General features: G+C 63.4%; 24 protein-coding genes. 16 read left to right on the forward strand and 8 right to left on the reverse strand.

The annotated features are described in order from the left end of the window. Positions 1-139 precede the first annotated feature (139 nt). The 3 genes from mddA (at position 140) to AC3EMP_RS13100 (ending at position 2,549) form a co-directional block, all read left to right on the forward strand. On the forward strand, positions 140-874 hold the full coding sequence (gene mddA, locus AC3EMP_RS13090) for a methanethiol S-methyltransferase (protein ID WP_023740700.1): 735 nt from the start codon (positions 140-142) through the stop codon (positions 872-874). 219 nt (positions 875-1,093) lie between these two features. Further along, on the forward strand, positions 1,094-1,915 hold the full coding sequence (gene fabI, locus AC3EMP_RS13095; RefSeq protein WP_023727494.1) for an enoyl-ACP reductase FabI: 822 nt from the start codon (positions 1,094-1,096) through the stop codon (positions 1,913-1,915). Positions 1,916-1,961: 46 nt separating this feature from the next. Continuing rightward, positions 1,962-2,549: a histidine phosphatase family protein gene (locus AC3EMP_RS13100; protein ID WP_023685404.1), complete on the forward strand. Its 588-nt coding sequence runs from the start codon at positions 1,962-1,964 to the stop codon at positions 2,547-2,549. Positions 2,550-2,633: 84 nt separating this feature from the next. Here AC3EMP_RS13100 and AC3EMP_RS13105 read toward each other — a convergent pair whose 3' ends face one another. Beyond that, a complete protein-coding gene (locus tag AC3EMP_RS13105) occupies positions 2,634-2,888 on the reverse strand; it encodes a DUF1344 domain-containing protein (RefSeq protein WP_023685405.1) in 255 nt (84 codons plus the stop codon). 184 nt (positions 2,889-3,072) lie between these two features. Between AC3EMP_RS13105 and aroC the strand changes: the two genes are divergently transcribed. The 3 genes from aroC to AC3EMP_RS13120 all read left to right on the forward strand — a co-directional run bounded on the left by aroC (position 3,073) and on the right by AC3EMP_RS13120 (position 5,804). Continuing rightward, on the forward strand, positions 3,073-4,188 hold the full coding sequence (gene aroC, locus AC3EMP_RS13110) for a chorismate synthase (protein ID WP_352711105.1): 1,116 nt from the start codon (positions 3,073-3,075) through the stop codon (positions 4,186-4,188). Between the two features lie 74 nt (positions 4,189-4,262). Next, on the forward strand, positions 4,263-5,363 hold the full coding sequence (gene ribB, locus AC3EMP_RS13115) for a 3,4-dihydroxy-2-butanone-4-phosphate synthase (RefSeq protein ID WP_023685407.1): 1,101 nt from the start codon (positions 4,263-4,265) through the stop codon (positions 5,361-5,363). 18 nt (positions 5,364-5,381) lie between these two features. Then, positions 5,382-5,804 (forward strand): hypothetical protein, encoded by a 423-nt coding sequence (locus AC3EMP_RS13120; RefSeq protein WP_023685408.1) that lies wholly within the window; start codon positions 5,382-5,384, stop codon positions 5,802-5,804. A 62-nt stretch (positions 5,805-5,866) separates the two neighbouring features. On the opposite strand, the gene AC3EMP_RS13125 is transcribed toward AC3EMP_RS13120, so the two are convergent. Beyond that, positions 5,867-7,090 (reverse strand): MFS transporter, encoded by a 1,224-nt coding sequence (locus AC3EMP_RS13125; RefSeq protein WP_352711107.1) that lies wholly within the window; start codon positions 7,088-7,090, stop codon positions 5,867-5,869. A 118-nt stretch (positions 7,091-7,208) separates the two neighbouring features. Here AC3EMP_RS13125 and AC3EMP_RS13130 point away from each other — a divergent pair, with 118 nt between their 5' ends. The 8 genes from AC3EMP_RS13130 to AC3EMP_RS13165 all read left to right on the forward strand — a co-directional run bounded on the left by AC3EMP_RS13130 (position 7,209) and on the right by AC3EMP_RS13165 (position 13,829). Continuing rightward, positions 7,209-7,817 carry a TetR/AcrR family transcriptional regulator gene (locus AC3EMP_RS13130; RefSeq protein WP_352711108.1) on the forward strand — a complete coding sequence of 203 codons (609 nt, stop codon included), beginning with the start codon at positions 7,209-7,211 and terminating at the stop codon, positions 7,815-7,817. A 94-nt stretch (positions 7,818-7,911) separates the two neighbouring features. Beyond that, positions 7,912-8,895, forward strand: a complete 984-nt coding sequence (locus AC3EMP_RS13135) for a hypothetical protein (protein WP_352711111.1) — start codon at positions 7,912-7,914, stop codon at positions 8,893-8,895. A 71-nt stretch (positions 8,896-8,966) separates the two neighbouring features. Further along, a complete protein-coding gene (locus tag AC3EMP_RS13140) occupies positions 8,967-9,893 on the forward strand; it encodes a histone deacetylase family protein (RefSeq protein ID WP_023685412.1) in 927 nt (308 codons plus the stop codon). Between the two features lie 3 nt (positions 9,894-9,896). After that, the gene (locus AC3EMP_RS13145; RefSeq protein ID WP_023668433.1) at positions 9,897-10,148 is read left to right on the forward strand and encodes an exodeoxyribonuclease VII small subunit; all 252 of its coding nucleotides are present in this window, start codon (positions 9,897-9,899) and stop codon (positions 10,146-10,148) included. A gap of 38 nt (positions 10,149-10,186) precedes the next feature. Continuing rightward, positions 10,187-10,453 (forward strand): DUF2277 domain-containing protein, encoded by a 267-nt coding sequence (locus AC3EMP_RS13150; protein ID WP_023668432.1) that lies wholly within the window; start codon positions 10,187-10,189, stop codon positions 10,451-10,453. A 10-nt stretch (positions 10,454-10,463) separates the two neighbouring features. Continuing rightward, a complete protein-coding gene (locus tag AC3EMP_RS13155; protein WP_460221949.1) occupies positions 10,464-11,384 on the forward strand; it encodes a pirin family protein in 921 nt (306 codons plus the stop codon). Between the two features lie 101 nt (positions 11,385-11,485). Next, positions 11,486-13,399 carry a 1-deoxy-D-xylulose-5-phosphate synthase gene (gene dxs, locus AC3EMP_RS13160; protein WP_352711113.1) on the forward strand — a complete coding sequence of 638 codons (1,914 nt, stop codon included), beginning with the start codon at positions 11,486-11,488 and terminating at the stop codon, positions 13,397-13,399. 145 nt (positions 13,400-13,544) lie between these two features. Further along, positions 13,545-13,829 carry a hypothetical protein gene (locus AC3EMP_RS13165; RefSeq protein WP_023668429.1) on the forward strand — a complete coding sequence of 95 codons (285 nt, stop codon included), beginning with the start codon at positions 13,545-13,547 and terminating at the stop codon, positions 13,827-13,829. Here the strand turns inward: AC3EMP_RS13165 and AC3EMP_RS13170 are convergent. Beyond that, on the reverse strand, positions 13,826-14,227 hold the full coding sequence (locus tag AC3EMP_RS13170; protein WP_023692079.1) for a GFA family protein: 402 nt from the start codon (positions 14,225-14,227) through the stop codon (positions 13,826-13,828). The genes AC3EMP_RS13165 and AC3EMP_RS13170 overlap by 4 nt on opposite strands. Before the next feature lie 146 nt (positions 14,228-14,373). On the opposite strand from AC3EMP_RS13170, the gene AC3EMP_RS13175 reads away from it, so the two are divergent. Further along, complete coding sequence (locus AC3EMP_RS13175; protein WP_352711116.1) at positions 14,374-15,153, forward strand: TlyA family RNA methyltransferase; 780 nt, start codon at positions 14,374-14,376, stop codon at positions 15,151-15,153. Continuing rightward, complete coding sequence (locus AC3EMP_RS13180) at positions 15,150-16,385, forward strand: class I SAM-dependent RNA methyltransferase (protein ID WP_352711119.1); 1,236 nt, start codon at positions 15,150-15,152, stop codon at positions 16,383-16,385. The genes AC3EMP_RS13175 and AC3EMP_RS13180 overlap by 4 nt, the downstream gene beginning before the upstream one ends. A 66-nt stretch (positions 16,386-16,451) precedes the next feature. On the opposite strand, the gene AC3EMP_RS13185 is transcribed toward AC3EMP_RS13180, so the two are convergent. From AC3EMP_RS13185 to AC3EMP_RS13205, 5 genes are all read right to left on the reverse strand, one after another. Then, positions 16,452-16,841: a type II toxin-antitoxin system VapC family toxin gene (locus AC3EMP_RS13185; RefSeq protein ID WP_023692077.1), complete on the reverse strand. Its 390-nt coding sequence runs from the start codon at positions 16,839-16,841 to the stop codon at positions 16,452-16,454. Continuing rightward, positions 16,828-17,103, reverse strand: coding sequence for an AbrB/MazE/SpoVT family DNA-binding domain-containing protein (locus tag AC3EMP_RS13190; protein ID WP_081732289.1), 276 nt, complete (start codon positions 17,101-17,103; stop codon positions 16,828-16,830). The genes AC3EMP_RS13185 and AC3EMP_RS13190 overlap by 14 nt, the downstream gene beginning before the upstream one ends. A gap of 76 nt (positions 17,104-17,179) precedes the next feature. Further along, positions 17,180-18,883, reverse strand: a complete 1,704-nt coding sequence (gene tldD / locus AC3EMP_RS13195) for a metalloprotease TldD (protein WP_352711122.1) — start codon at positions 18,881-18,883, stop codon at positions 17,180-17,182. Further along, complete coding sequence (locus AC3EMP_RS13200; protein ID WP_023749722.1) at positions 18,880-19,077, reverse strand: hypothetical protein; 198 nt, start codon at positions 19,075-19,077, stop codon at positions 18,880-18,882. The genes tldD and AC3EMP_RS13200 overlap by 4 nt, the downstream gene beginning before the upstream one ends. A 71-nt stretch (positions 19,078-19,148) precedes the next feature. Then, a complete protein-coding gene (locus tag AC3EMP_RS13205; protein ID WP_023749721.1) occupies positions 19,149-19,733 on the reverse strand; it encodes an invasion associated locus B family protein in 585 nt (194 codons plus the stop codon). Positions 19,734-19,949 lie beyond the last annotated feature (216 nt).

A 19,949-nucleotide genomic window follows, 5' to 3' on the forward strand; every position in this document is an offset into this window, starting at 1 on the left:
TCTCCTGTCCGGGGCTGGACGTCCCTCCACTCTATCTCGGTCGAGCGACCGATCAAGTTGACTCGTCAGAGAATTTATGGTTTTTGACACTGAATTCGGTCGACCGACCGAATCCTGATGCTTGCATGGAGGGGCAGTCATGGCGGGCGTAATCACCCTTATCTACGGCGTTGCCGCATACCTGATTTTTCTCGGTTCGTTTCTCTATGCGGTCGGTTTCGTCGGCAACCTGGTCGTGCCGAAATCCATCGATTCCGGAGTCGCTGGAAGTCCGGTCGAAGCCGTCGTCGTCAATGCGCTGCTGCTCGGCCTTTTCGCCGCCCAGCACAGCATCATGGCGCGGCCGGTTTTCAAGCGCTGGTGGACACGGATTGTCCCGCACGCGGCCGAACGCAGCACCTATGTGCTTTTGGCCAGCCTCATCCTGCTGCTGCTCTACTGGCAATGGCGGCCGATCCCCGGTCTCGTCTGGACGGTCGAGAACCCGGTCTGGGTCGCCGTCATCCATGGCGTGTTCTGGCTCGGCTGGGCGGTATTGTTGACCAGCACCTTTCTGATCAACCATTTCGAACTGTTCGGCCTGCGCCAGGTTCTCGCCGCTTTGCGCAAGAGCGAACCGGCGCCGCCCGTGTTCAGGACGCCGCTGTTCTATAAATGGGTCCGGCACCCGCTCTATGTCGGCTTTCTCCTGGCCTTCTGGGCGACGCCGTCGATGACATGGGGCCATCTTCTGTTCGCGGCGGGCAGCACCGGCTACATCCTGCTCGGCATCTTCCTCGAGGAACGCGATCTCGTCGCGATGTTTGGCGATCAGTACCGCCTCTACCGCAAGCAGGTGGGAATGCTCATTCCCTGGCGCAAAATGGCTGGATAGGGCCGATGCGGTGCCGGCCAGCCGATTCGGCTGCCCGGCCTGGGCCGTCAAGGCGCGCTGGCCGCAGTGAGGCGTTCAAATCTCACAACAACCTTATTATCCCCCATTCGTTGTCACGCCGAGTGTCTGAATTGAACGCGCGCCCCGTCTGTGCTTGATGCGCCTTTCTGCCTGTGCGATAGGCACTCCAAAGCAGAAAACCTTTCGGAGAGCGCTGACATGGCGGGTGGACAGGGCCTAATGGCCGGCAAGCGCGGCCTTATACTGGGCGTCGCCAACAACAGATCGATTGCCTACGGCATCGCCAAGGCCTGCGTCGACCATGGCGCCGAGATCGCGCTGACCTATCAGGGCGAGGCGTTCAAGAAGCGCGTCGAGCCGCTGGCTGCGGAATTGGGCGCCTTTGTCGCCGGTCATTGCGATGTCACTGATCCGGCGAGCCTCGACGAGGTGTTTGCCAATGTCGCAAAGCATTGGGGCGGCAAGCTCGACTTCCTCGTCCATGCCATCGCCTTTTCCGACAAGGACGAGCTGACCGGACGCTATGTCGAGACGACGCGCGACAATTTCCTGCGCACCATGGACATTTCGGTCTATTCCTTCACCACCATCGCCAAGCGCGCCGAAGCGCTGATGACCGACGGCGGCTCGCTGCTGACGCTGACCTATTACGGCGCCGAAAAGGTCATGCCGCATTACAACGTCATGGGTGTCGCCAAGGCCGCGCTCGAAGCCAGCGTGCGCTATCTCGCCGTCGACCTCGGCGGCAAGAAGATCCGCGTCAACGCCATCTCGGCCGGGCCGATCAAGACCTTGGCTGCTTCGGGCATCGGCGACTTCCGCTACATCCTCAAGTGGAACGAATACAATTCGCCGCTGAAGCAGACCGTCACCCAGGAAGAAGTCGGCGATTCCGCCGTCTATTTCCTGTCGGACCTGTCGCGTGGCGTCACCGGCGAGGTGCACCATGTCGATTCCGGCTATCACGTCGTCGGCATGAAGGCGGTCGACGCGCCGGATATTTCGACCGTCAAGGAATAGTTCTGCCGCGGTTTCCGCCCGCCTGTCCTGATTTCCGGAAGACCTGATGGTTCCGCTCGTCTACATCGTGCGCCATGGCCAGACGCAGTGGAATGCCGAGTCGCGGCTGCAGGGCCAGGCCGACACCGATCTCAACGCGCTCGGCCGCGAGCAGGCGACCCGCAATGGACGGCGGCTGGCCGAACTGATCCAGAACCCTGAGGATTTCGACTTTGTCGCCAGCCCGATGAAGCGGACGCGCGAGACGATGCAGCGGCTGCGCTTGGCGATGCAGCTCGATCCCGATGCCTACCGCACCGACCCGCGTCTGGTCGAGGTGCACTTTGGCGACTGGCAGGGCTTTACCTATGCCGAACTCGACGCGCGAATGCCGGGCTCGGCGAAGGCGCGACGACGCAACAAATGGAATTTCCAGCCGCCGGGCGAGGGCGCCGAAAGCTACCAGATGCTGCTCGAACGGGTGAAGCCGTGGTTCGAGGCGCTCGACCGCCAGACGGTCTGCGTCACGCATGGTGGCGTCGTGCGGACTCTGTTTCGGATGGTCGAAGGTGTTTCCGAACATGAAGCGGCAAACCTGGAAGTGCGGCAGGACCGGGTGCTCAGGCTGCAGGACGGGCGTCTGGATTGGCTTTAGGTTCGAGCAGATAAAAACAGGACGACCGTCCTGTTTATCCGGGCAGGGCTCCGCCGAGCGGCAAGACCCTGTTCGGCGTCGGTGTTACTCGGTGTCGGGCAGTTCCATGTCGGTGACGACGTTCTCGCCATTCGTCACGTCATAGGCAATGACGATATCCATGCCCGGCTTTAGCGAATCGAGATCGGTCTCGGCGTTGAGCTTGAAGGACTTACCGTCCTCCAGCGTCAGCGTCAGCGCGTCCTTGTCGACCTTCTTGATCAGGCCTTCGGTCTGGCCGGCATAGGCGGCGGTGGAAATCAGCAACATGGCGGCAGCAGCGCCAATCAGGGTACGCATCGTCGTCCTCTTTGTCATTGCGCCTGCACGGATGGCGGCGAGCTTTCAACGGGCGGATGGAAGAGAGCAGAAACCAACCGAATGTGTCAAAACTAAAACCGCCGGATCACAGTTTGACCGCTGTGGAAAACGCCAATAGAACGCACCCTTGATCCGGTTCCGCTGCCGGGCAGGGCTAAAATTGATGTCTCACAACACGTTCGGCCATCTCTTCCGCGTCACCACCTGGGGCGAAAGCCATGGCCCGTCGCTCGGCTGTGTCGTCGACGGCTGCCCGCCCGGCATCCGCTTCACACGGGCCGAAATCCAGGCCGAACTCGACAAGCGCCGTCCCGGCCAGTCGCGTTTTGTGACCCAGCGCCGCGAACCGGACGAGGTGAACGTGCTGTCCGGCTTCATCCTCGACGAGGACGGCGAGACGATGATCACCACCGGCACGCCCGTCTCGATGCTGATCGAGAATGTCGACCAGCGCTCCAAGGACTATGGCGACATTGCCCGCCAGTACCGGCCCGGCCACGCCGACTACACCTATGACGTCAAATACGGCCTGCGCGACCATCGCGGCGGCGGCCGCTCCTCGGCCCGCGAGACGGCGGCGCGCGTGGCCGCCGGCGCGCTCGCCCGTAAGGTGGTGCCCGGCATGGTGGTGCGCGGCGCGCTGGTGTCTATGGGCGAGAAATCGATCGACCGCGCCAACTGGAACTGGAATTTCATCGGTGACGCCGAAAACCCGTTCTTCACCCCCGATCCGGCCTCCGTTCCGGTCTTCACCAGCTATCTCGACGGCATCCGCAAATCCGGCTCCTCGGTGGGCGCGGTTATTGAAATCATCGCCGACGGCGTGCCAGCCGGCGTTGGCGCGCCGATCTATGCCAAGCTCGACCAGGACATCGCGTCCGGCCTGATGTCGATCAACGCCGTCAAGGGCGTCGAGATCGGCAACGGTTTCGAAGCCGCGCGCATCACCGGCGAACAGAATGCCGACGAGATGCGCATCGGCAATGACGGCAAGCCGGTCTTCCTGTCCAACAATGCCGGCGGCATTCTGGGCGGCATCTCGACCGGCCAGGCGATCGTCGCCCGCTTCGCCGTCAAGCCGACCTCGTCGATCCTGACGCCGCGAAAATCCATCGACAAGGACGGCAACGACGTCGACGTCATGACCAAGGGCCGCCACGACCCCTGCGTCGGCATCCGCGCCGTGCCGATCGGCGAAGCCATGGTTGCCTGCGCCATCGCCGACCATTATCTGCGGCACCGGGGACAGACAGGCCGGGGATTAGGCAGTAGGGATTAGGCAATAAGCCAGCCCGTACTTCCTTCCCTAACTCCTACTGCCCAACCCCTATTCCCTGCGAGCGAAGCGAGCCAATGCCATACGATCAGAAGAAAATCGTCGAAGCCATCCGCGCCTTCGAGCGCGGCGAGATCGTCGTCGTCATGGACGATGACGGGCGTGAGAACGAGGGCGACCTGATCGTTGCCGCCGTGCATTGCAGCCCGGAGAAAATGGCCTTCATCATCCGTCACACCTCCGGCATCGTCTGCACGCCGATGCCGCGCGAGGAGGCCAAGCGGCTCAATCTGCAGCCAATGGTCGCCGACAATGATTCCGCCCACACCACGGCCTTTACCGTCAGCGTCGATTTCAAGCATGGCACCACCACCGGCATTTCGGCCGAGGACCGCACGCTGACCGTGCGCAACCTGGCCAACGGCAATGTCGGCGGTTCGGATTTCGTTCGCCCCGGCCACATCTTCCCGCTGATCGCTAGGGAAGGCGGCGTGCTGATGCGTTCGGGCCATACCGAAGCCGCGGTCGATCTCTGCAAGCTTGCCGGCCTGCCGCCGGTTGGCGTGATCTCGGAGTTGGTCAATGACGACGGCACCGTCAAGCGCGGCCCGCAGGTGGCGAGCTTTGCCGAGGAACATGGCCTCAAGCAGGTTTCGGTCGCCGACCTCATCGCCTACCGGCAGCGCAAGGAAACGCTGGTCGAACGCGTCGCCTGCTCCGAAATCGACACACTCGGCGGCAAGGCACAGGTCTTCACCTACACGCTGCCCTGGGATTCCATGCACCATGTCGCGGTCGTTTTCGGCGACATCCGTGATGGCGAGGACGTGCCGGTGCGGCTGCATTCGGAGGATGTGGTGACCGACGTGTTCGGCACCAGCCACCGGCTCGACGCCATTATGAAGGCGATGGGCGAACGCAAGCGCGGCGTCATCGTTTACCTCCGAGAGGGTTCGGTCGGCGTCGCCCATCAGGAGCGCAACCGGCCGATGAGTGCCGACCGTGAGGACCACGAAGAGGCCCGCCGCCGTGAGAACGAGTGGCGAGAAATCGGCCTCGGCGCGCAGATTCTCAAGGATCTCGGCATCTCCTCGATCAATTTGATCGCCTCGCGCGAACGCCACTATGTCGGGCTTGAGGGCTTTGGCATTCATATCGCCAAGACCGAGATTTTCTAGGGGACAGGGGGCGGTCGGATGAGCTTCGAGGCCTATCTCAATTGCTTTGAAGATGGCGAAGAGAGCTACTTCCCCACATCGATCGTCGAGGATGCCTTCGCGCCGTTCGTCACCAGGCGTGAACCTGAATTCACCTGCTGGGTCGTCGCCTATGACGATGCGTCGTCGGCCGACCTCTATCTCAATTTCGACCCCGGCGATGCCTCGCGATGTTCAGGCTTCACCGTCGCGCGGCCGCCCGACGATCCGCGCCTCTACGAAGCGCTGTGGAAAATCCTGCGTGTCACCAGCTCGGTCGTGTATTGCGCCGGAGAATGTCCGCCGATGGTCGGGCGCGCTGAAACCATACCCCATCTGAACCCGGATATGGTTGAGACACTGGGAAGTCCTGTTGTCGTTCTCGATGGAAACGAGATCCGCAAGAGGCTTGAACAGTCGTAGGGAGCCGCGCTCCTTTGGAGAAGCTGCGTCCGATCCGCGTTCCCGACCGGACGCTTGTGCGTTTATTCCGCGGGAACGGCGGCCGCGTCGCATCCGTCCAGCTCGCATGTGTGGGTGGCCAGGCTGCGCTGGCCCAGCAACACCGTGACCAATGCGATGACGCCGGCCGCCACCGAGACCCAGAACCCGTTGCGGGCGCCGAATTCATCCACCACCGCACCGGCGGCAAACGAACCGAGCGCCATGCCGATGCCGATGCCTGTCATCACCCAGGTGATGCCTTCGGTCAGCATCGCTTCCGGCACGTGGCGTTCGATCAGGCCGAAGGCGGTGATGAAGGTTGGCGAGATCGCCACGCCGCTGATGAAAACGGTCAGCGCCAGCAGCGGCACCGTGTCGGCGGTGAGCGGCAGCAATGTGCCGAGCGCAACGAGGGCGACCGCGAGGGCCAACTGGCGCTGCAGCGGCGCTTTCAGGTTGAGCGCACCGGCGACGAGGCCGAGCACGAACGATCCCAGCGCATAGACGCCGATGACGAGGCTGGCGGCGCCCGGCTGGCCGAGTTCCTTGGTGATCGCCACCGTGCTCACTTCCGTCGTCGCGAAGGTGGCGCCGACGAAGATCAGGGCGAAGGTGATGATCTGCACCGGCCTGAGCCGGATTGCCGAGCCGCTCGAGACATGATTCACCGGCCGCACTTGTGGTTCGGTCGAACGCTGCAGGATGAAGGCTGCCGAGCCAAGGGCGAGGAATAGCGTGCTGACCAGGACACCGGCTTCCGGGAACAGAGCGGCACTCAAGCCCACCGACAGCGATGCGCCTGCAATGTAGACGAGTTCGTCCGCCGCCGATTCGAAGGCGAATGCGGTGTTCATCTGCGGCCGGCCGCGAAAAATCTCGGTCCAGCGCGCGCGCACCATCGCCGGCATGCTGGGCATGGCGGCGGCCGCCAGTGCCGACACAAACAGCGTCCACACCGGCCAGTCCTGATTGGCTGCGGCAATCAGCACCGCGAAGGCGAGCACGGTGAGGATGGTGGTCGGAATCACGATCCGCGTCTGGCCGAGGCGATCGACCAGCCGTGATATCTGCGGCGCCACGAAAGCGTTGCTCAGCGCGAACGTCGCCGAGACAGCTCCCGCCAGCCAGTATTCGCCACGCGTCTGCGAGAGCATGGCCACGATGCCGATCGGCGCCATGGCGATCGGCAGCCGCGCGAGGAAGCCCGCGGCGGCAAACCCCTTGGCTCCAGGGGCACGAAAGATTTCCGAGTATGGGTTTTGCATGGCTGGTTCCTCGACAAAGGCCAATTCGACAATTACATACGATGCGTATGAATATAGGTAGTCGATACGCCGCGTATGTCAATTGGCATACGAAGCGTATGTGAATAAGGCCAGAACCATGCACAGACCCCGCAAGGAGATAATTGCCGAAACGCGCGCCAAGCTGATCACGGCGGCCCGCCACGCTTTCGGCACGATCGGCTATGCCGACGCGTCGATGGACGACTTCACCGCCTCGGCCGGGCTGACGCGCGGTGCGCTCTATCATCATTTCGGCGACAAGAAGGGCCTGCTGCAGGCCGTCATCGCCGAAATCGATGGCGAGATGGCCGTCCGCATCCATGAGATTGCGTCGCGGGCGCCAAGCCGCTGGCAGCGTTTCGTCGACGAATGCACGACCTATATCGAGATGGCGCTGGAGCCGGAAATCCAGCGCATCATGTTTCGCGACGGTCCGGCTGTGCTCGGCGATCCGGCGCAATGGCCGAACGCCAATGCCTGCGTCGGCTCGATGACCGATCATCTGACGGCTCTGCAGCAGGAGGGGGTGGTCGTCCCCGGCGTCGACCCCGAAACCGCCGCCCGGCTGATCAACGGCGCCAGCAGCCAGGCGGCGCAGCGCATCGCCAATTCGAACGACCCCGAAGCGACGTCGAAGACCGTGGTGGCAGCCTTCCAGCAACTGCTTGAAGGGCTTCTCAAAAAACAGGGTTCGCAGCCGGCCTGAAATCTGGTCGGCCCAGACCCGGCATTTGCCGAGATTGACAATTCCCGGCCCGGGTTCATCCTCGCCGTCCATCTCTGAGGGGAGATTCGGGCGCATGTGGGATTTCGAAATCGGCAGGTCGGTGTCCATCATGATCAGGACATGGCCATTCATCGTCTTTCGCATGATCGTCTATTTCGGCATTACGCTCGCCTATATCGTGGCGACCGGCAGCGGCGCCTCCGTCGGCTATGGCGTCGGCCATATCTCCACCGATCCCGACGGGCCGCTTTCCTTTGCACTGTGGGGCGGCATCGTCGGCATCGGCATCGTTTCGATCGCGCTCTACTGGATCCGCGAATACATCCTCTACGTCGTCAAGGCCGGCCATATCGCCGTCATGGTCCATTTGATCGATGGCCGGGACGTTCCCAATGGGCAGGACCAGATCGCCTACGCCAAGGACGTGGTGAAGGAGCGTTTCGCCGAGGCCAACATCCTTTTCGTGGTCGACCAGCTGGTCAAGGGCGCCATCCGCGCCATCACCGGCCTGATCGGCGGCATCGCCGCCTTCCTGCCCATTCCGGGTCTCGGCGGCCTGATCGCTTTCATCAATACGGTCATCCGCCTGTCGCTGACCTATGTCGACGAGATCATCCTCGGCTACAACATCCGCATCAATTCATCATCGCCCTTCGAGACAGCCCGGCAAGGCGTCGTGCTCTACGCCCAGAACGGCAAGACCATGGTCAAGAACGCCATCTGGCTGGCGGTCATCATGTGGGCTGTGTCCTTCGTCATCTTCCTTTTGATGCTGGCGCCGGCCGCCGCCATCATGTGGTTCATTCCGGGGCAGCTCGGCGGCTGGGCCTTCGTGCTCGCCATCCTCCTTGCCTGGGCCTTCAAGGCGGCCTTCATCGAACCCTTCGCCATAGCCTGCCTGATGCAGGTCTATTTCAAGACCATCGAAGGCCAGGTGCCGAACGCCGAATGGGACCAGCGGCTGGCCGAGGGGTCGTCCAAGTTCAGGGAACTCAGGGATAAGGCGCTGGCCTCCTTCGGCGGCTCGCGCTGGACGCAGCCGGCGCCCGGGGTGTAATCCCTGTTGAACGTCGGGGCGGTGCGGCGTCAAACCATGGTCAAAGCGGCCGGGCGCGCCTATATCGGGTCATGGTCACCAGGCTCTACACCCATCCGATCTTCCTCGAACATCTGACGCCCCCCGGTCATCCGGAGCGGCCGGACCGATTGCGAGCTATCGAGCGCGTGCTCGACGACGAGGCCTTCACCGCACTCGATCGGGTAACGGCGCCGCAAGGCGACGAGGCCACAATCCTCTACGCCCACCCCGAGGATTTCGTCGCCCGCGTCCGCGCCGCGATCCCTGAAAGCGGCATTGCCTCGATCGACGCCGACACCAGCGCCAGCCCGAAAAGCTGGCAGGCGGTGGTCACTGCCATCGGTGCGGCCAACGCTGCCGTCGACGATGTTTTCGAGGGCAGCGTCGCCAACGCCTTCGTCGCCGCGCGTCCGCCCGGCCATCATGCCGAAAAGACCACGGCCATGGGCTTTTGCCTGTTCAACACCGCGGCGATCGCGGCCCGCTACGCGCAGAAGAAACACGGCGCCGAGCGTGTCGCCATCGTCGACTGGGACGTGCATCACGGCAATGGCACGCAGGACATTTTCTGGGACGATCCCTCGGTGCTCTATTGTTCGACGCACCAGATGCCGCTCTATCCCGGCACCGGGGCTAAAAACGAAACCGGCGCCGGCAACATCGTCAACGCGCCGCTGGCGCCGCAGACCGGCTCGGACATGTTTCGCGATGCCTTGCTGTCGCGCGTCCTGCCGGCACTCGACAATTTCGCGCCCGATCTGATCATCATTTCCGCAGGCTTCGACGCTCACCATCGCGATCCGTTGGCCGAGATCAACCTCAGCGAGGACGATTTCGACTGGGCGACCGGCCAGTTGCTGGAACGCGCCGGGCGCCACAGCGGCAACCGGCTCGTCAGCCTGCTCGAGGGCGGCTACGATCTGCAGGGATTGGCATTTTCGGTCGCTGCCCATGTCGGGCGGCTGATGAAGGGATAAAGTATGGCTGGCGAAGCAAACGAAGACGTCAAGGCGATGAGCTTCGAGCAGGCACTCGACGCGCTGGAAAAGATTGTCGATGATCTCGAACGCGGCGACGTGCCGCTCGACCAGTCGATCAAGATCTATGAGCGCGGCGAAGCGCTGAAGGCCCATTGCGACCGGCTGCTGAAGGCCGCCGAAGACAAGGTCGAGAAGATCAGGCTGTCGCGTGATGGCAAACCGGTGGGAACGGAGCCGCTCGACGCGGAGTAGTGGAATGGGGCGGGCATAAAGCAGATAGGAGTTCAAGCATGTGCAGAAACATCAAGACCCTGTTCAATTTCGAGCCGCCGGCGACCCATGACGAGATCCGCGACGCCGCGCTTCAATTCGTGCGCAAACTGAGCGGAACGACGCGGCCCTCGCAGCGCAACCAGGCGGCCTTCGACCGTGCCGTCGAGGCGATCGCCGAATCGGCGCATGAATTGCTGCATTCGCTGGAAACCACGCATCATCCGCGCAATCGCGAAGAGGTGGCGGCCAAGGCAAAAGCCAAATCGGCGCTCCGCTTCGCCTGAGGACATCCAGATGAGTTTCTTCCCCGGCAAGGACCCTGAGCCTGGCGATGCCTTCGCCAGCGACCAGATCGAGCTCATGGTCATTCCAAACGCCAAGGATATTGGCGGCTTCCAGGTTCGCCGCGCTCTGCCGACGGCAAAGCGGCGGCTGGTCGGTCCCTTCATCTTCTTCGACCGCATGGGGCCGGCGATCTTGCGCGCCGGCCAGGCGATGGATGTGCGCCCGCACCCGCATATCGGGCTTTCCACCGTCACCTATCTGTTCGACGGCAATATCAGGCACCGCAATTCGCTCGGCACCGAGATGGTCATCCAGCCCGGCGACGTGAATTTGATGACCGCCGGCCGCGGCATTGTCCATTCCGAGCGCACGCCCGAAGAACTGCGCGGCGCGCCGATGTCGGTCTCCGGCCTGCAGACATGGCTGGCTTTGCCCGACGGCAAGGAGGAAGTGGCGCCGGTGTTCGAGAACACGGCCGCGCTCCTTCTGCCCGAGATCGACGCCGAAGGTGTTTCCGGCCGCGTGGTGATCGGCGATTTCCAGGGACTGCGCTCGCCGGTAAGAGCCGACACCGAGACGCTCTACGCCGATCTGAGGCTGGCGCCCGGCGCCAGCGTCAAAATTCCCGCCGACGCCGAGGAACGCGCCATCTACACGCTGGACGGCGATGTCTCAATCTCGGGCGACCGTTTTCCGGCCGAACGGCTGCTGGTGTTCCGGCCTGGCGACGAGATCGTCGTGTCGTCCGAGCGCGGCGCCCATTTCATGCTCTTCGGCGGCGCTTCGCTCGGCTCCCCGCGCCACATCTGGTGGAACTTCGTCTCGTCGTCGAAGGAACGCATCGAACAGGCCAAGCAGGAATGGAAGACGGGCCGCTTCGATATCGTTCCCGGAGACGAGGAAGAGTTCATTCCGTTACCGGACAATTAACGTCAGCATCACCCGCGTCACTGACACGCATTTACATTCCGGCGACGCAGGCATATTTCGCCATGATCGACGCGCATCATAGCTGAGCAGGCCCTTTACCAGTGAACGCAACGCTGCATACGCCGCTTCTCGACAAGGTCCGCATTCCAGCCGACCTGAAGAAGCTTGACGAAAGCGAGCTGCCGCAGCTGGCCTCGGAGCTGCGCGCCGAGCTGATCGATGCCGTCTCGCATACGGGCGGGCATCTCGGCGCCGGCCTCGGTGTCGTCGAACTGACGGTGGCGCTGCACTATGTCTTCAACACGCCGGAAGACCGCGTGATCTGGGATGTCGGCCACCAGGCCTATCCGCACAAGATCCTGACCGGCCGCCGCGACCGCATCCGCACGCTGCGCCAGGAGGGCGGCCTGTCCGGCTTCACCCGTCGCGCCGAGAGCGAATACGACCCGTTCGGCGCCGCGCACTCCTCGACCTCCATTTCCGCTGGCCTCGGCATGGCCATGGCGCGCGACCTCTCCGGCGGCCACAACAATGTCATTGCCGTCATTGGCGACGGCGCCATGTCTGCCGGCATGGCCTATGAAGCCATGAACAATGCCGGCGCGCTCGATGCTCGCCTGATCGTCATTCTCAACGACAACGACATGTCGATCGCGCCGCCGACCGGCGCCATGAGCGCCTATCTGGCGCGGCTTGCCTCTGGCAAGACCTATCTTGGCCTGCGCGACTTCGGCAAGAAACTGACCTCCTATCTCGGCAAGCGTGCCGATCGCGCCATCAAGCGGGCGGTCGAGCATGCGCGCGGCTACGTCACCGGCGGCACGCTGTTCGAGGAGCTTGGCTTCTACCATATCGGCCCGATCGACGGCCACAATCTCGAGCATCTGATCCCGGTGCTGAAGAACGTCCGCGACCATGCCGACGGTCCGGTGCTGATCCATGTCGTGACCCAGAAGGGCAAGGGCTACGCGCCGGCCGAGGCTGCGGCCGACAAATATCATGGCGTGAACAAGTTCGACGTCATCACCGGCGCGCAGACCAAGGCCCCGGCCAATGCGCCGGCCTACACCAAGGTGTTTGCCGAAAGCCTGGTCCAGGAAGCCCGCCTGGACGAACGTATCGTCGCCGTCACCGCCGCCATGCCGAACGGCACCGGCCTCGATTTGTTCGGCGAAGCGTTTCCGACCCGGACCTTCGATGTCGGCATTGCCGAGCAACATGCCGTGACCTTCGCCGCCGGCCTCGCCAGCGAGGGCTACAAGCCCTTCGCCGCCATCTATTCGACCTTCCTGCAGCGCGCCTACGATCAGGTCGTCCATGATGTGGCGATCCAGAAACTGCCGGTGCGTTTCCCGATCGACCGCGCCGGTTTCGTCGGCGCCGACGGCGCCACTCATTGCGGCGCCTTCGACACCACCTTCCTGGCGACGCTGCCGGGCTTCGTGGTGATGGCGGCCGCCGACGAGGCGGAGCTTCGCCACATGGTGCGCACCGCCGCCTATTATGACGAAGGCCCGATCGCCTTCCGCTATCCGCGCGGCAATGGCGTCGGCGTCGACATGCCGGAGCGCGGCTCGGTGCTCGAAATTGGCAAGGGCCGCATCGTCAGGGAAGGCACCAAGGTGGCGCTTCTGTCCTTTGGCACAAGACTGCAGGACTGTCTGCTGGCGGCCGAGGAACTCGGCGCGGCAGGGCTTTCGACGACGGTTGCGGACGCCCGTTTCGCCAAGCCGCTGGACGAGGATTTGATCCGCCGTCTCGCCCGCTCGCACGAAGTGCTGGTGACGGTGGAAGAGGGGGCTGTCGGCGGTTTCGCCAGCCACGTGCTGCAGTGCCTCGCCCATGAAGGCTTGCTGGAAAGCGGTCTGAAAGTTCGGCCGCTGGTGCTGCCGGACGAGTTCGCCGACCACGCCAAGCCGGAAAAAATGTATGCCGATGCCGGGCTCGACGCGGCCGGCATCGTGCGCACCGTGTTCGTCGCGCTCGGCCATTCCGCGCGCGCGCAGCGCGCCTGAATCAAACCTCACGCAGCTGAAGCAGTTGCCTGTGCAAGCCTGACACTTTGTTAACGCTTCTCTTTGGCGTTTCGCTTACCGTCTCTTTTGGCCGTTTTTCAACGCCGCCCTGCTAGAACTGCCTCCAGGCAGGGAGTTAAAAACAATGCGAACGCTTCTGTGCGGCGCGGCCCTTTTGGCCGTCATCGCCGCGCCGGCCATGGCCGAGACGCGCTATGACCGCAAGCTCGAACAGGCGGTGGCAGGCATCGTCGCCCGCAAGATGGGCGATATCAGGGGCGCTTTTTCCTACAAGCAGGTGCCGCAGCTTGTCGTCGTGCCGGACGCACCAGTCGTTGCTGTCGAGCGCCCGCGCAAGCAGGCTTCAGATGACGGAAGCGACGGCCTGATGCCGGCCGTTGAACGGCAGGTCTCACGGACGATCTTCTAAAACCACATATCGCGCACGCAGCGCCCATCGCGCGGCAGGTCGTCATAAGTGTCCAGCCCGTCGAAATGGTCGATCGGCAGGTCGGCGACCGCCTCCGGCGGTGCCAGCCTGACATTGACGGCGATCCGCGTGCGGCCGCTGTCGCTGCGGCGCAAACCGCGCCAGGCAAGCACACAGGCACATGTCGGGCAAAACAGTATTTCCAGCGACGGCGTCTCCTTGCCAGCGCGGGTGTAGGACTGCACAGGCCCCACAAGCCGGATACGCTCGTCGACAAAGTCATAGGCCCAGAGTGTGCCATAGCGGCGGCAAAGCGTGCAATTGCAGGCCGTGATCGGGCCGGGATCGCCTTCCAGGGTCCAGTGGGCGGCGCCGCAATGGCAGGTTCCCGTCAGCATTCGTCTTCCTCCGCATTGCCTGAGCCTCTACATCTTGCCGGACTGGCTGCGCTATTCAACCGGGCGGACTGGCTTGCGGCCCGGGTCTCGACGTCCTCCTATGCCAATGTCCTTGCCTTCGCGGCCGGCTTTCGCCATGAAGGCCGATGAACTCCCCTCTGCCAGCCAGCACACGCCAGCGGCTCGACGAATTGCTCGTCCAGCGCGGCCTGTTTGCGAGCCGCTCGCGCGCCCGCGACGCGGTCGAGCGCGGCACCGTGACGGTCGACGGCGTGGTCGCCCGCAAGCCCGGCCAGACGGTTCTGCCGCACTGTCTCATCGTCATCGACGACCCGGCGCAGGGTTATGTCTCACGCGCGGCGCTGAAGCTGATCGCCGGGCTCGACCATTTCAGTCTCGATCCCGCGGGCAGTGAAGCCCTCGATATCGGCGCCTCGACAGGCGGCTTCACCCAGGTGCTGCTCGAACGCGGCGCGGCCCATGTCACTGCCATCGATGTCGGCCACGGCCAGATGCATCCCGGTGTCTCGTCCGACCCGCGCGTCACCGTGATCGAGGGCCTCAACGCTCGCGAGCTCGCGGCTGCCGATCTCGGCGGCCGTATCCCCGATTTCATCGTCTCCGATGTAAGCTTCATCTCGTTGAAACTGGCGATGCCACCGGCGTTGGCATTGGCACGGGACGGCGCTCGTGCGGTGTTTCTGGTCAAGCCGCAATTCGAGGCCGGCCGCGAGGCAATCGGCAAGGGCGGTCTGTTGAAAGACCCTTATGACGCCGCCCGTGTGGCCGGCTTGCTGCAGGAATGGCTCGAAGGCGTCCCTGGCTGGCGTACATTGGGCCTGCACATGTCGCCGATCGAAGGCGGCGACGGCAACCGCGAATTCCTGCTTGCCGGGATTAAGGATGCCGGGACCAAGGACCGATGAGCACGGGCTTCACCATCAAGAGACTGGGTTCGCAGGGCGACGGCGTCGCCGAGACGGAAACCGGCGAGCTGTTCATTCCCTTCACCCTGCCCGGCGAGACCGTCACCGCCGCGCGCGAGAGGGATCGCGCCATGCTGATGGCGGTATTGGAGACGTCGCCGCTGCGTATCGATCCGGCCTGCCGGCATTTCACCGAATGCGGCGGCTGCGCCGTCCAGCATCTGCAAGCCGACGCTTACCAGCAATGGAAACGCGACAAGGTCGTGCACGCCTTGAAAGGCATTGCCGGCGACATCGGCGCCCTGGTGCCGTGTGCGCCACACACACGCCGCCGCGTCGTGCTTGCCGCCAGGCGCGCCGACACAGGCATGCTGCTTGGCTTCCATCGCCATCTGTCGCCGGAAATCATCCCCATCGAGGAATGTCCGATCTCACTGCCGGAGATCGTTGCCGCGCTCGATCGCTTGCGATCAGTCGCCGACCTGGTTTGCGCCACCACCAAATCGTTCCGGATGGCGGTCACTGTGACGGGCTCGGGGCTTGACGTCGCTGTCTATGAGTCGGGCAAGCTGGGCGAGAACCAGCGCCGGGTCGCCTCCAACTTCATCATGGCCAATGGCTTTGCCCGGCTTTCGATCGACGACGAGATTGTCATCGAGCCGAAAAAGCCGGTGGTCATGTTCGGCACCGTCGCTGTCGCCATACCGCCTGGCGCCTTCCTGCAGGCAACGCAAGCCGCCGAGCAGACGATGGCCGATATCGTTGGCGGACACCTGAAACGGGCCAGGAAAGTCGCCGATCTTTTCGCCGGCTGCGGCAGCTTTGCGCTTCGGCTGGCGGCCAAATCCGAAGTCCACGCGGTCGAAGGCGACGCGGCAGCCCTTTCGGCGCTCGACCGCGGATCGCGCTTCGCCACCGGCCTGAAGCGGGTAACCGGCGAACGCCGCGACCTGTTCCGGCGGCCGCTGACGTTCAAGGAGCTGAATGCTTTCGATGGCGTCGTCTTCGACCCGCCGCGCGCCGGCGCCGAGGACCAGTCGAAGCAGATCGCCCGCTCGGATGTGCCGTTCGTCGCCGCCGTCTCCTGCAATCCGGTGACGCTGGCACGCGACCTGCGCATCCTGATCGACGGCGGCTACATCTTGAAGAGCGTCACGCCCATCGACCAGTTCCTGTGGTCGCCGCATGTCGAGGCCGTGGCGCTGCTGGAGAAGCCGAAACGGCGACGTTAATCCGCCGATTTTCACAAGGCCGTGCTTGAGTTTGCCGCCCCCCGCAAGACGTAGCCGGCTGGCAAACTAGCCTTCGCGAACGCTTTCGTACCCGGCCGCTTGTGCGGCCTTGATGAACTTACGGTCGAAGGACACAAATGCTGAGCAGTGCGAGGACTTGCCCAGATGGAGCGCATCGGCGAAATCCATTCCCGTCTCGGCTAGATCGACCGCGGACGAGACGATCGCAGCATCCTCTATCTCGACAGTGGGAAGCCCGCCGAACACCCGCAGTGCATTGACGATCGAGGCCTGATCATAACCATAGCCGCTGCGCAGCACCCACTCAGCCTCCAGGATCACCGTGACGGCGACGAAAACGGGCTGACCGTCGATCAGCCGCCGGGCTCGCGGGGACTGCTCGGGATCGTCGTTCGTCAGATACCTGACGACAACGTTGGTATCAATCGCGAGCATGGCGCCGCCGTGCTTCAGCAAGGACGGCCGCGTCCATCTCCTCCAAGGTCTTCGGTCTGCCACTGTGCGGCAGGACACCAAAGACATCTTCTGGTCGTGTCGGGGCAAAGGCAGGCGCCGGTCTCAAAAGTACACCGTCCGGTGTGTCTTCGACCTGCAGGCGCGTGCCCGCGCCCCAGTCCCTCCGTTTGCGGATAGCGCTGGGCAGGATGACTTGTCCCTTGGTCGAGACGGTCGTTATAAGTTTTTCGGTCGCGGCCATCGAAGGACCCTTTGCGTAAGACGAACGTAAGATAGCCCTATCGCGGAAGGTATTCAAGCCGACCGGATTCGTATCCTCAAACCTTGGTGCCGCCGACGGTCATCTGGTTCATCCTGAGATGCGGCTGGCCGACGCCGACCGGCACGCCTTGTCCGGCCTTGCCGCACATGCCGATGCCGGTGTCGAGTTTCATGTCGTTGCCGATCATCGAAACGCGGTGCATGGCGTCCGGTCCGTTGCCGATCAGCATGGCGCCCTTGATCGGCTGCGTCACCTTGCCATTTTCGATCATGTAGGCCTCGGTGCAGCCGAACACGAACTTGCCCGAGGTGATGTCGACCTGGCCGCCGCCGAAGGATACGGCATAGATGCCGTTCTTGACCGAGGCGATGATCTCGTCCGGCTCCATGTCGCCTGCCGTCATATAGGTGTTGGTCATGCGCGGCATCGGCTGGTGCGCATAGCCTTCGCGCCGGCCGTTTCCCGTGGCTTTCATGCCCATCAGCCGGGCGTTCTGGCGGTCCTGCATGTAGCCGACAAGCTTGCCGTCCTCGATCAGCACATTGCGGGCCGAAGGCGTGCCTTCATCGTCGACGGTCAGCGAACCCCGCCGCTCGGGCATGGTGCCGTCATCGACCACGGTAACGCCCTTGGCGGCGACCTGCTGGCCGAGCAGGCCGGCAAAGGCGGAGGTCTTCTTGCGGTTGAAGTCGCCCTCCAGCCCGTGGCCGACGGCTTCGTGCAGCATCACGCCCGGCCAGCCGCTGGACAAAACGATGTCGAACGTTCCGGCCGGCGCGGGAATGGCTTCGAGATTGACCAGCGCCTGCCTGAGGGCCTCCCTGGCAGCATGCTTCCAGGCGTCCTCGACCAGGAACTCGCCGAACGCCTTGCGCCCGCCCATGCCATAGGAGCCGCTTTCCTGGCGGTCGCCGTCGCCGACGACGACGGAAACGTTGATGCGGACCAGCGGGCGGATGTCGCGCACGATCTGGCCGTCGGCGCGCACGATCTCGACATGCTGCCAGGACGCCGCGAGCGAGGCCGTCACCTGGCGCACGCGCGGGTCCTCGGCACGCAGCCATGCGTCGATCTCCTGCAACAGCTTGGCCTTGACCTCGAAGGAAGGCGAGGGGATCGGGTTCTCCTCGCCATAGAGATGGCGGTTGGTGCGCGCGGGTGCCGCGGCAAGCGTGCCGGAATAGCCGCCCTTGACGGTCGAGACCGCGTCGGCGGCGCGCAGCAGCGACGCCTCCGAAAGATCGCTGGAATGGGCGTAGCCGCTGGCCTCGCCGGCCACGGCGCGCAGGCCAAAACCCTGGTCGGTGTTGAAATTGGCGGTCTTCAGCCTGCCATTGTCGAACATCAGCGCTTCGCTCTCGCTGTATTCGAGGAACAGTTCGCCGTCGTCGGCGCCGTTCAGTGTGTCGGCGACGATCCGCTTGATGCGATCATCTGAAATGTCGAATTGGCCGGTCAGGCTGTTCATGGCAGGTCCGCTCACAGGAGGAATGGTGTTGCCACGATGTAGGCGCGAAGACGCGCCTGCACAATCCGCAATGACGATCCGCAGCAGGTAGGAGCGGGTAACCCCGCCCCTGAACATGACATCCATCTTGAAGTTCGACCCGTCACCCGAAAAGGCCTTCACCCAGCGATATTTCTGGTTCCATTCATTGGCCTGGTCGGCCGTGAAGGGGTCGGTATAGCCCGAGGAGAACTGGATCGACTTGCACTTCTCATGGTTTTCGCAGCCATAGAAGTAGATGACATATTTCATGCCCTGAAGCCGGCCCGAGACCATCGGATCGCCCCGTCGTCCTTGTCCATCTTGGCCGAGCCATAGCCTTTCGCAAGCTCGAAAATGACGGCCGGATCGGGCGCCGTGATGATTTCGGTATCCTCGGCAAAGGCGACGGAAACGGCGCCGGTCAGGATCAGACCGGTCGAAAAAAGCAAAGAAAAAGCACGCATGATGACCCCCACAGCCAACAATCAAACCCGTGGGAATTGTGCGTCAGGAAACGGTTTCGCAAGCATCAAGCTCAGGGCAGGGCGGCAAAACCGTCGGCGAAGCCCTTGAGGTCGACGGGGATGCCGATGCCTTCTTCCGGCGTCTGGAAGACGATGAAGGTGGCCGACGTCCCGGTCTTCAGCGTATCGAGCAGCGGCTTTTCGAGAATGACCTCGGCATAGCAGCCGTCCTGGAAGCAGCGCACGAAATAGGCGCGGCCAATATCCTTGCCGTCGACATTGAGGCCCAGGCCATTGGGCAGCAGAACGCCGAGCGGGGCCAGCACGCGCAGGATCTCGGCCTTGTTGTCGGCGGTGCGCAACACGACGACGGACAGTCCCATTTCCGGGCGATCCTCGGCAACGACGTTCTGCATCATCACGCATTGTTCCGAGGTGGCGCCGGCCGGCGTGTCGCAGATGATCGACCACGCGCCATGCGTCGACTTGACCGTGCCGCTGGGCTGCGCTGCATTGGCGACGCCGGTTGCGGACGAGCCGACACCGATCAGGGCGGCGAGAAAAACGACCTTCGCCCCGCTTCTCGAAAGCCAAGCGCTTTTCGAATGCCAGGCGCTCTTCGAATGCCAGGCGTTTCTCGAAAGCCAAGAGGTCATGACGGCTCCATTGCGAATCACGGCACTTTAAGCCGCGCCAAGGCCAAGTAAAGGATAGGGCGACCGCCGGTCAGCCCCGGCAGGCGCAATAATGCGCTTTTCCCTAGCAAATTCGCCCGAATTGCGACCGTCGGGCGCATTCCGGACACAAGCCCGCATAGCCTGTCTGTCGACGACCCGCGCGGGCCACGAGGCCGTCGAAACAGCGCGGCAGCA

The sequence above is a fragment of the Mesorhizobium sp. P160219 genome (assembly GCF_057786095.1).

Bases quoted from the DNA above. Each gene is read 5' to 3' on its own strand.
- mddA (WP_023740700.1), top strand. From the start codon at position 140: ATGGCGGGCGTAATCACCCTTATCTACGGCGTTGCCGCATACCTGATT.
- fabI (WP_023727494.1), top strand. From the start codon at position 1,094: ATGGCGGGTGGACAGGGCCTAATGGCCGGCAAGCGCGGCCTTATACTG.
- AC3EMP_RS13100 (WP_023685404.1), top strand. From the start codon at position 1,962: ATGGTTCCGCTCGTCTACATCGTGCGCCATGGCCAGACGCAGTGGAAT.
- AC3EMP_RS13105 (WP_023685405.1), bottom strand. From the start codon at position 2,888: ATGCGTACCCTGATTGGCGCTGCTGCCGCCATGTTGCTGATTTCCACC.
- aroC (WP_352711105.1), top strand. From the start codon at position 3,073: ATGTCTCACAACACGTTCGGCCATCTCTTCCGCGTCACCACCTGGGGC.
- ribB (WP_023685407.1), top strand. From the start codon at position 4,263: ATGCCATACGATCAGAAGAAAATCGTCGAAGCCATCCGCGCCTTCGAG.
- AC3EMP_RS13120 (WP_023685408.1), top strand. From the start codon at position 5,382: ATGAGCTTCGAGGCCTATCTCAATTGCTTTGAAGATGGCGAAGAGAGC.
- AC3EMP_RS13125 (WP_352711107.1), bottom strand. From the start codon at position 7,090: ATGCAAAACCCATACTCGGAAATCTTTCGTGCCCCTGGAGCCAAGGGG.
- AC3EMP_RS13130 (WP_352711108.1), top strand. From the start codon at position 7,209: ATGCACAGACCCCGCAAGGAGATAATTGCCGAAACGCGCGCCAAGCTG.
- AC3EMP_RS13135 (WP_352711111.1), top strand. From the start codon at position 7,912: ATGTGGGATTTCGAAATCGGCAGGTCGGTGTCCATCATGATCAGGACA.
- AC3EMP_RS13140 (WP_023685412.1), top strand. From the start codon at position 8,967: ATGGTCACCAGGCTCTACACCCATCCGATCTTCCTCGAACATCTGACG.
- AC3EMP_RS13145 (WP_023668433.1), top strand. From the start codon at position 9,897: ATGGCTGGCGAAGCAAACGAAGACGTCAAGGCGATGAGCTTCGAGCAG.
- AC3EMP_RS13150 (WP_023668432.1), top strand. From the start codon at position 10,187: ATGTGCAGAAACATCAAGACCCTGTTCAATTTCGAGCCGCCGGCGACC.
- AC3EMP_RS13155 (WP_460221949.1), top strand. From the start codon at position 10,464: ATGAGTTTCTTCCCCGGCAAGGACCCTGAGCCTGGCGATGCCTTCGCC.
- AC3EMP_RS13165 (WP_023668429.1), top strand. From the start codon at position 13,545: ATGCGAACGCTTCTGTGCGGCGCGGCCCTTTTGGCCGTCATCGCCGCG.
- AC3EMP_RS13170 (WP_023692079.1), bottom strand. From the start codon at position 14,227: ATGCTGACGGGAACCTGCCATTGCGGCGCCGCCCACTGGACCCTGGAA.
- AC3EMP_RS13175 (WP_352711116.1), top strand. From the start codon at position 14,374: ATGAACTCCCCTCTGCCAGCCAGCACACGCCAGCGGCTCGACGAATTG.
- AC3EMP_RS13180 (WP_352711119.1), top strand. From the start codon at position 15,150: ATGAGCACGGGCTTCACCATCAAGAGACTGGGTTCGCAGGGCGACGGC.
- AC3EMP_RS13185 (WP_023692077.1), bottom strand. From the start codon at position 16,841: ATGCTCGCGATTGATACCAACGTTGTCGTCAGGTATCTGACGAACGAC.
- AC3EMP_RS13190 (WP_081732289.1), bottom strand. From the start codon at position 17,103: ATGGCCGCGACCGAAAAACTTATAACGACCGTCTCGACCAAGGGACAA.
- tldD (WP_352711122.1), bottom strand. From the start codon at position 18,883: ATGAAATATGTCATCTACTTCTATGGCTGCGAAAACCATGAGAAGTGC.
- AC3EMP_RS13200 (WP_023749722.1), bottom strand. From the start codon at position 19,077: ATGCGTGCTTTTTCTTTGCTTTTTTCGACCGGTCTGATCCTGACCGGC.
- AC3EMP_RS13205 (WP_023749721.1), bottom strand. From the start codon at position 19,733: ATGACCTCTTGGCTTTCGAGAAACGCCTGGCATTCGAAGAGCGCCTGG.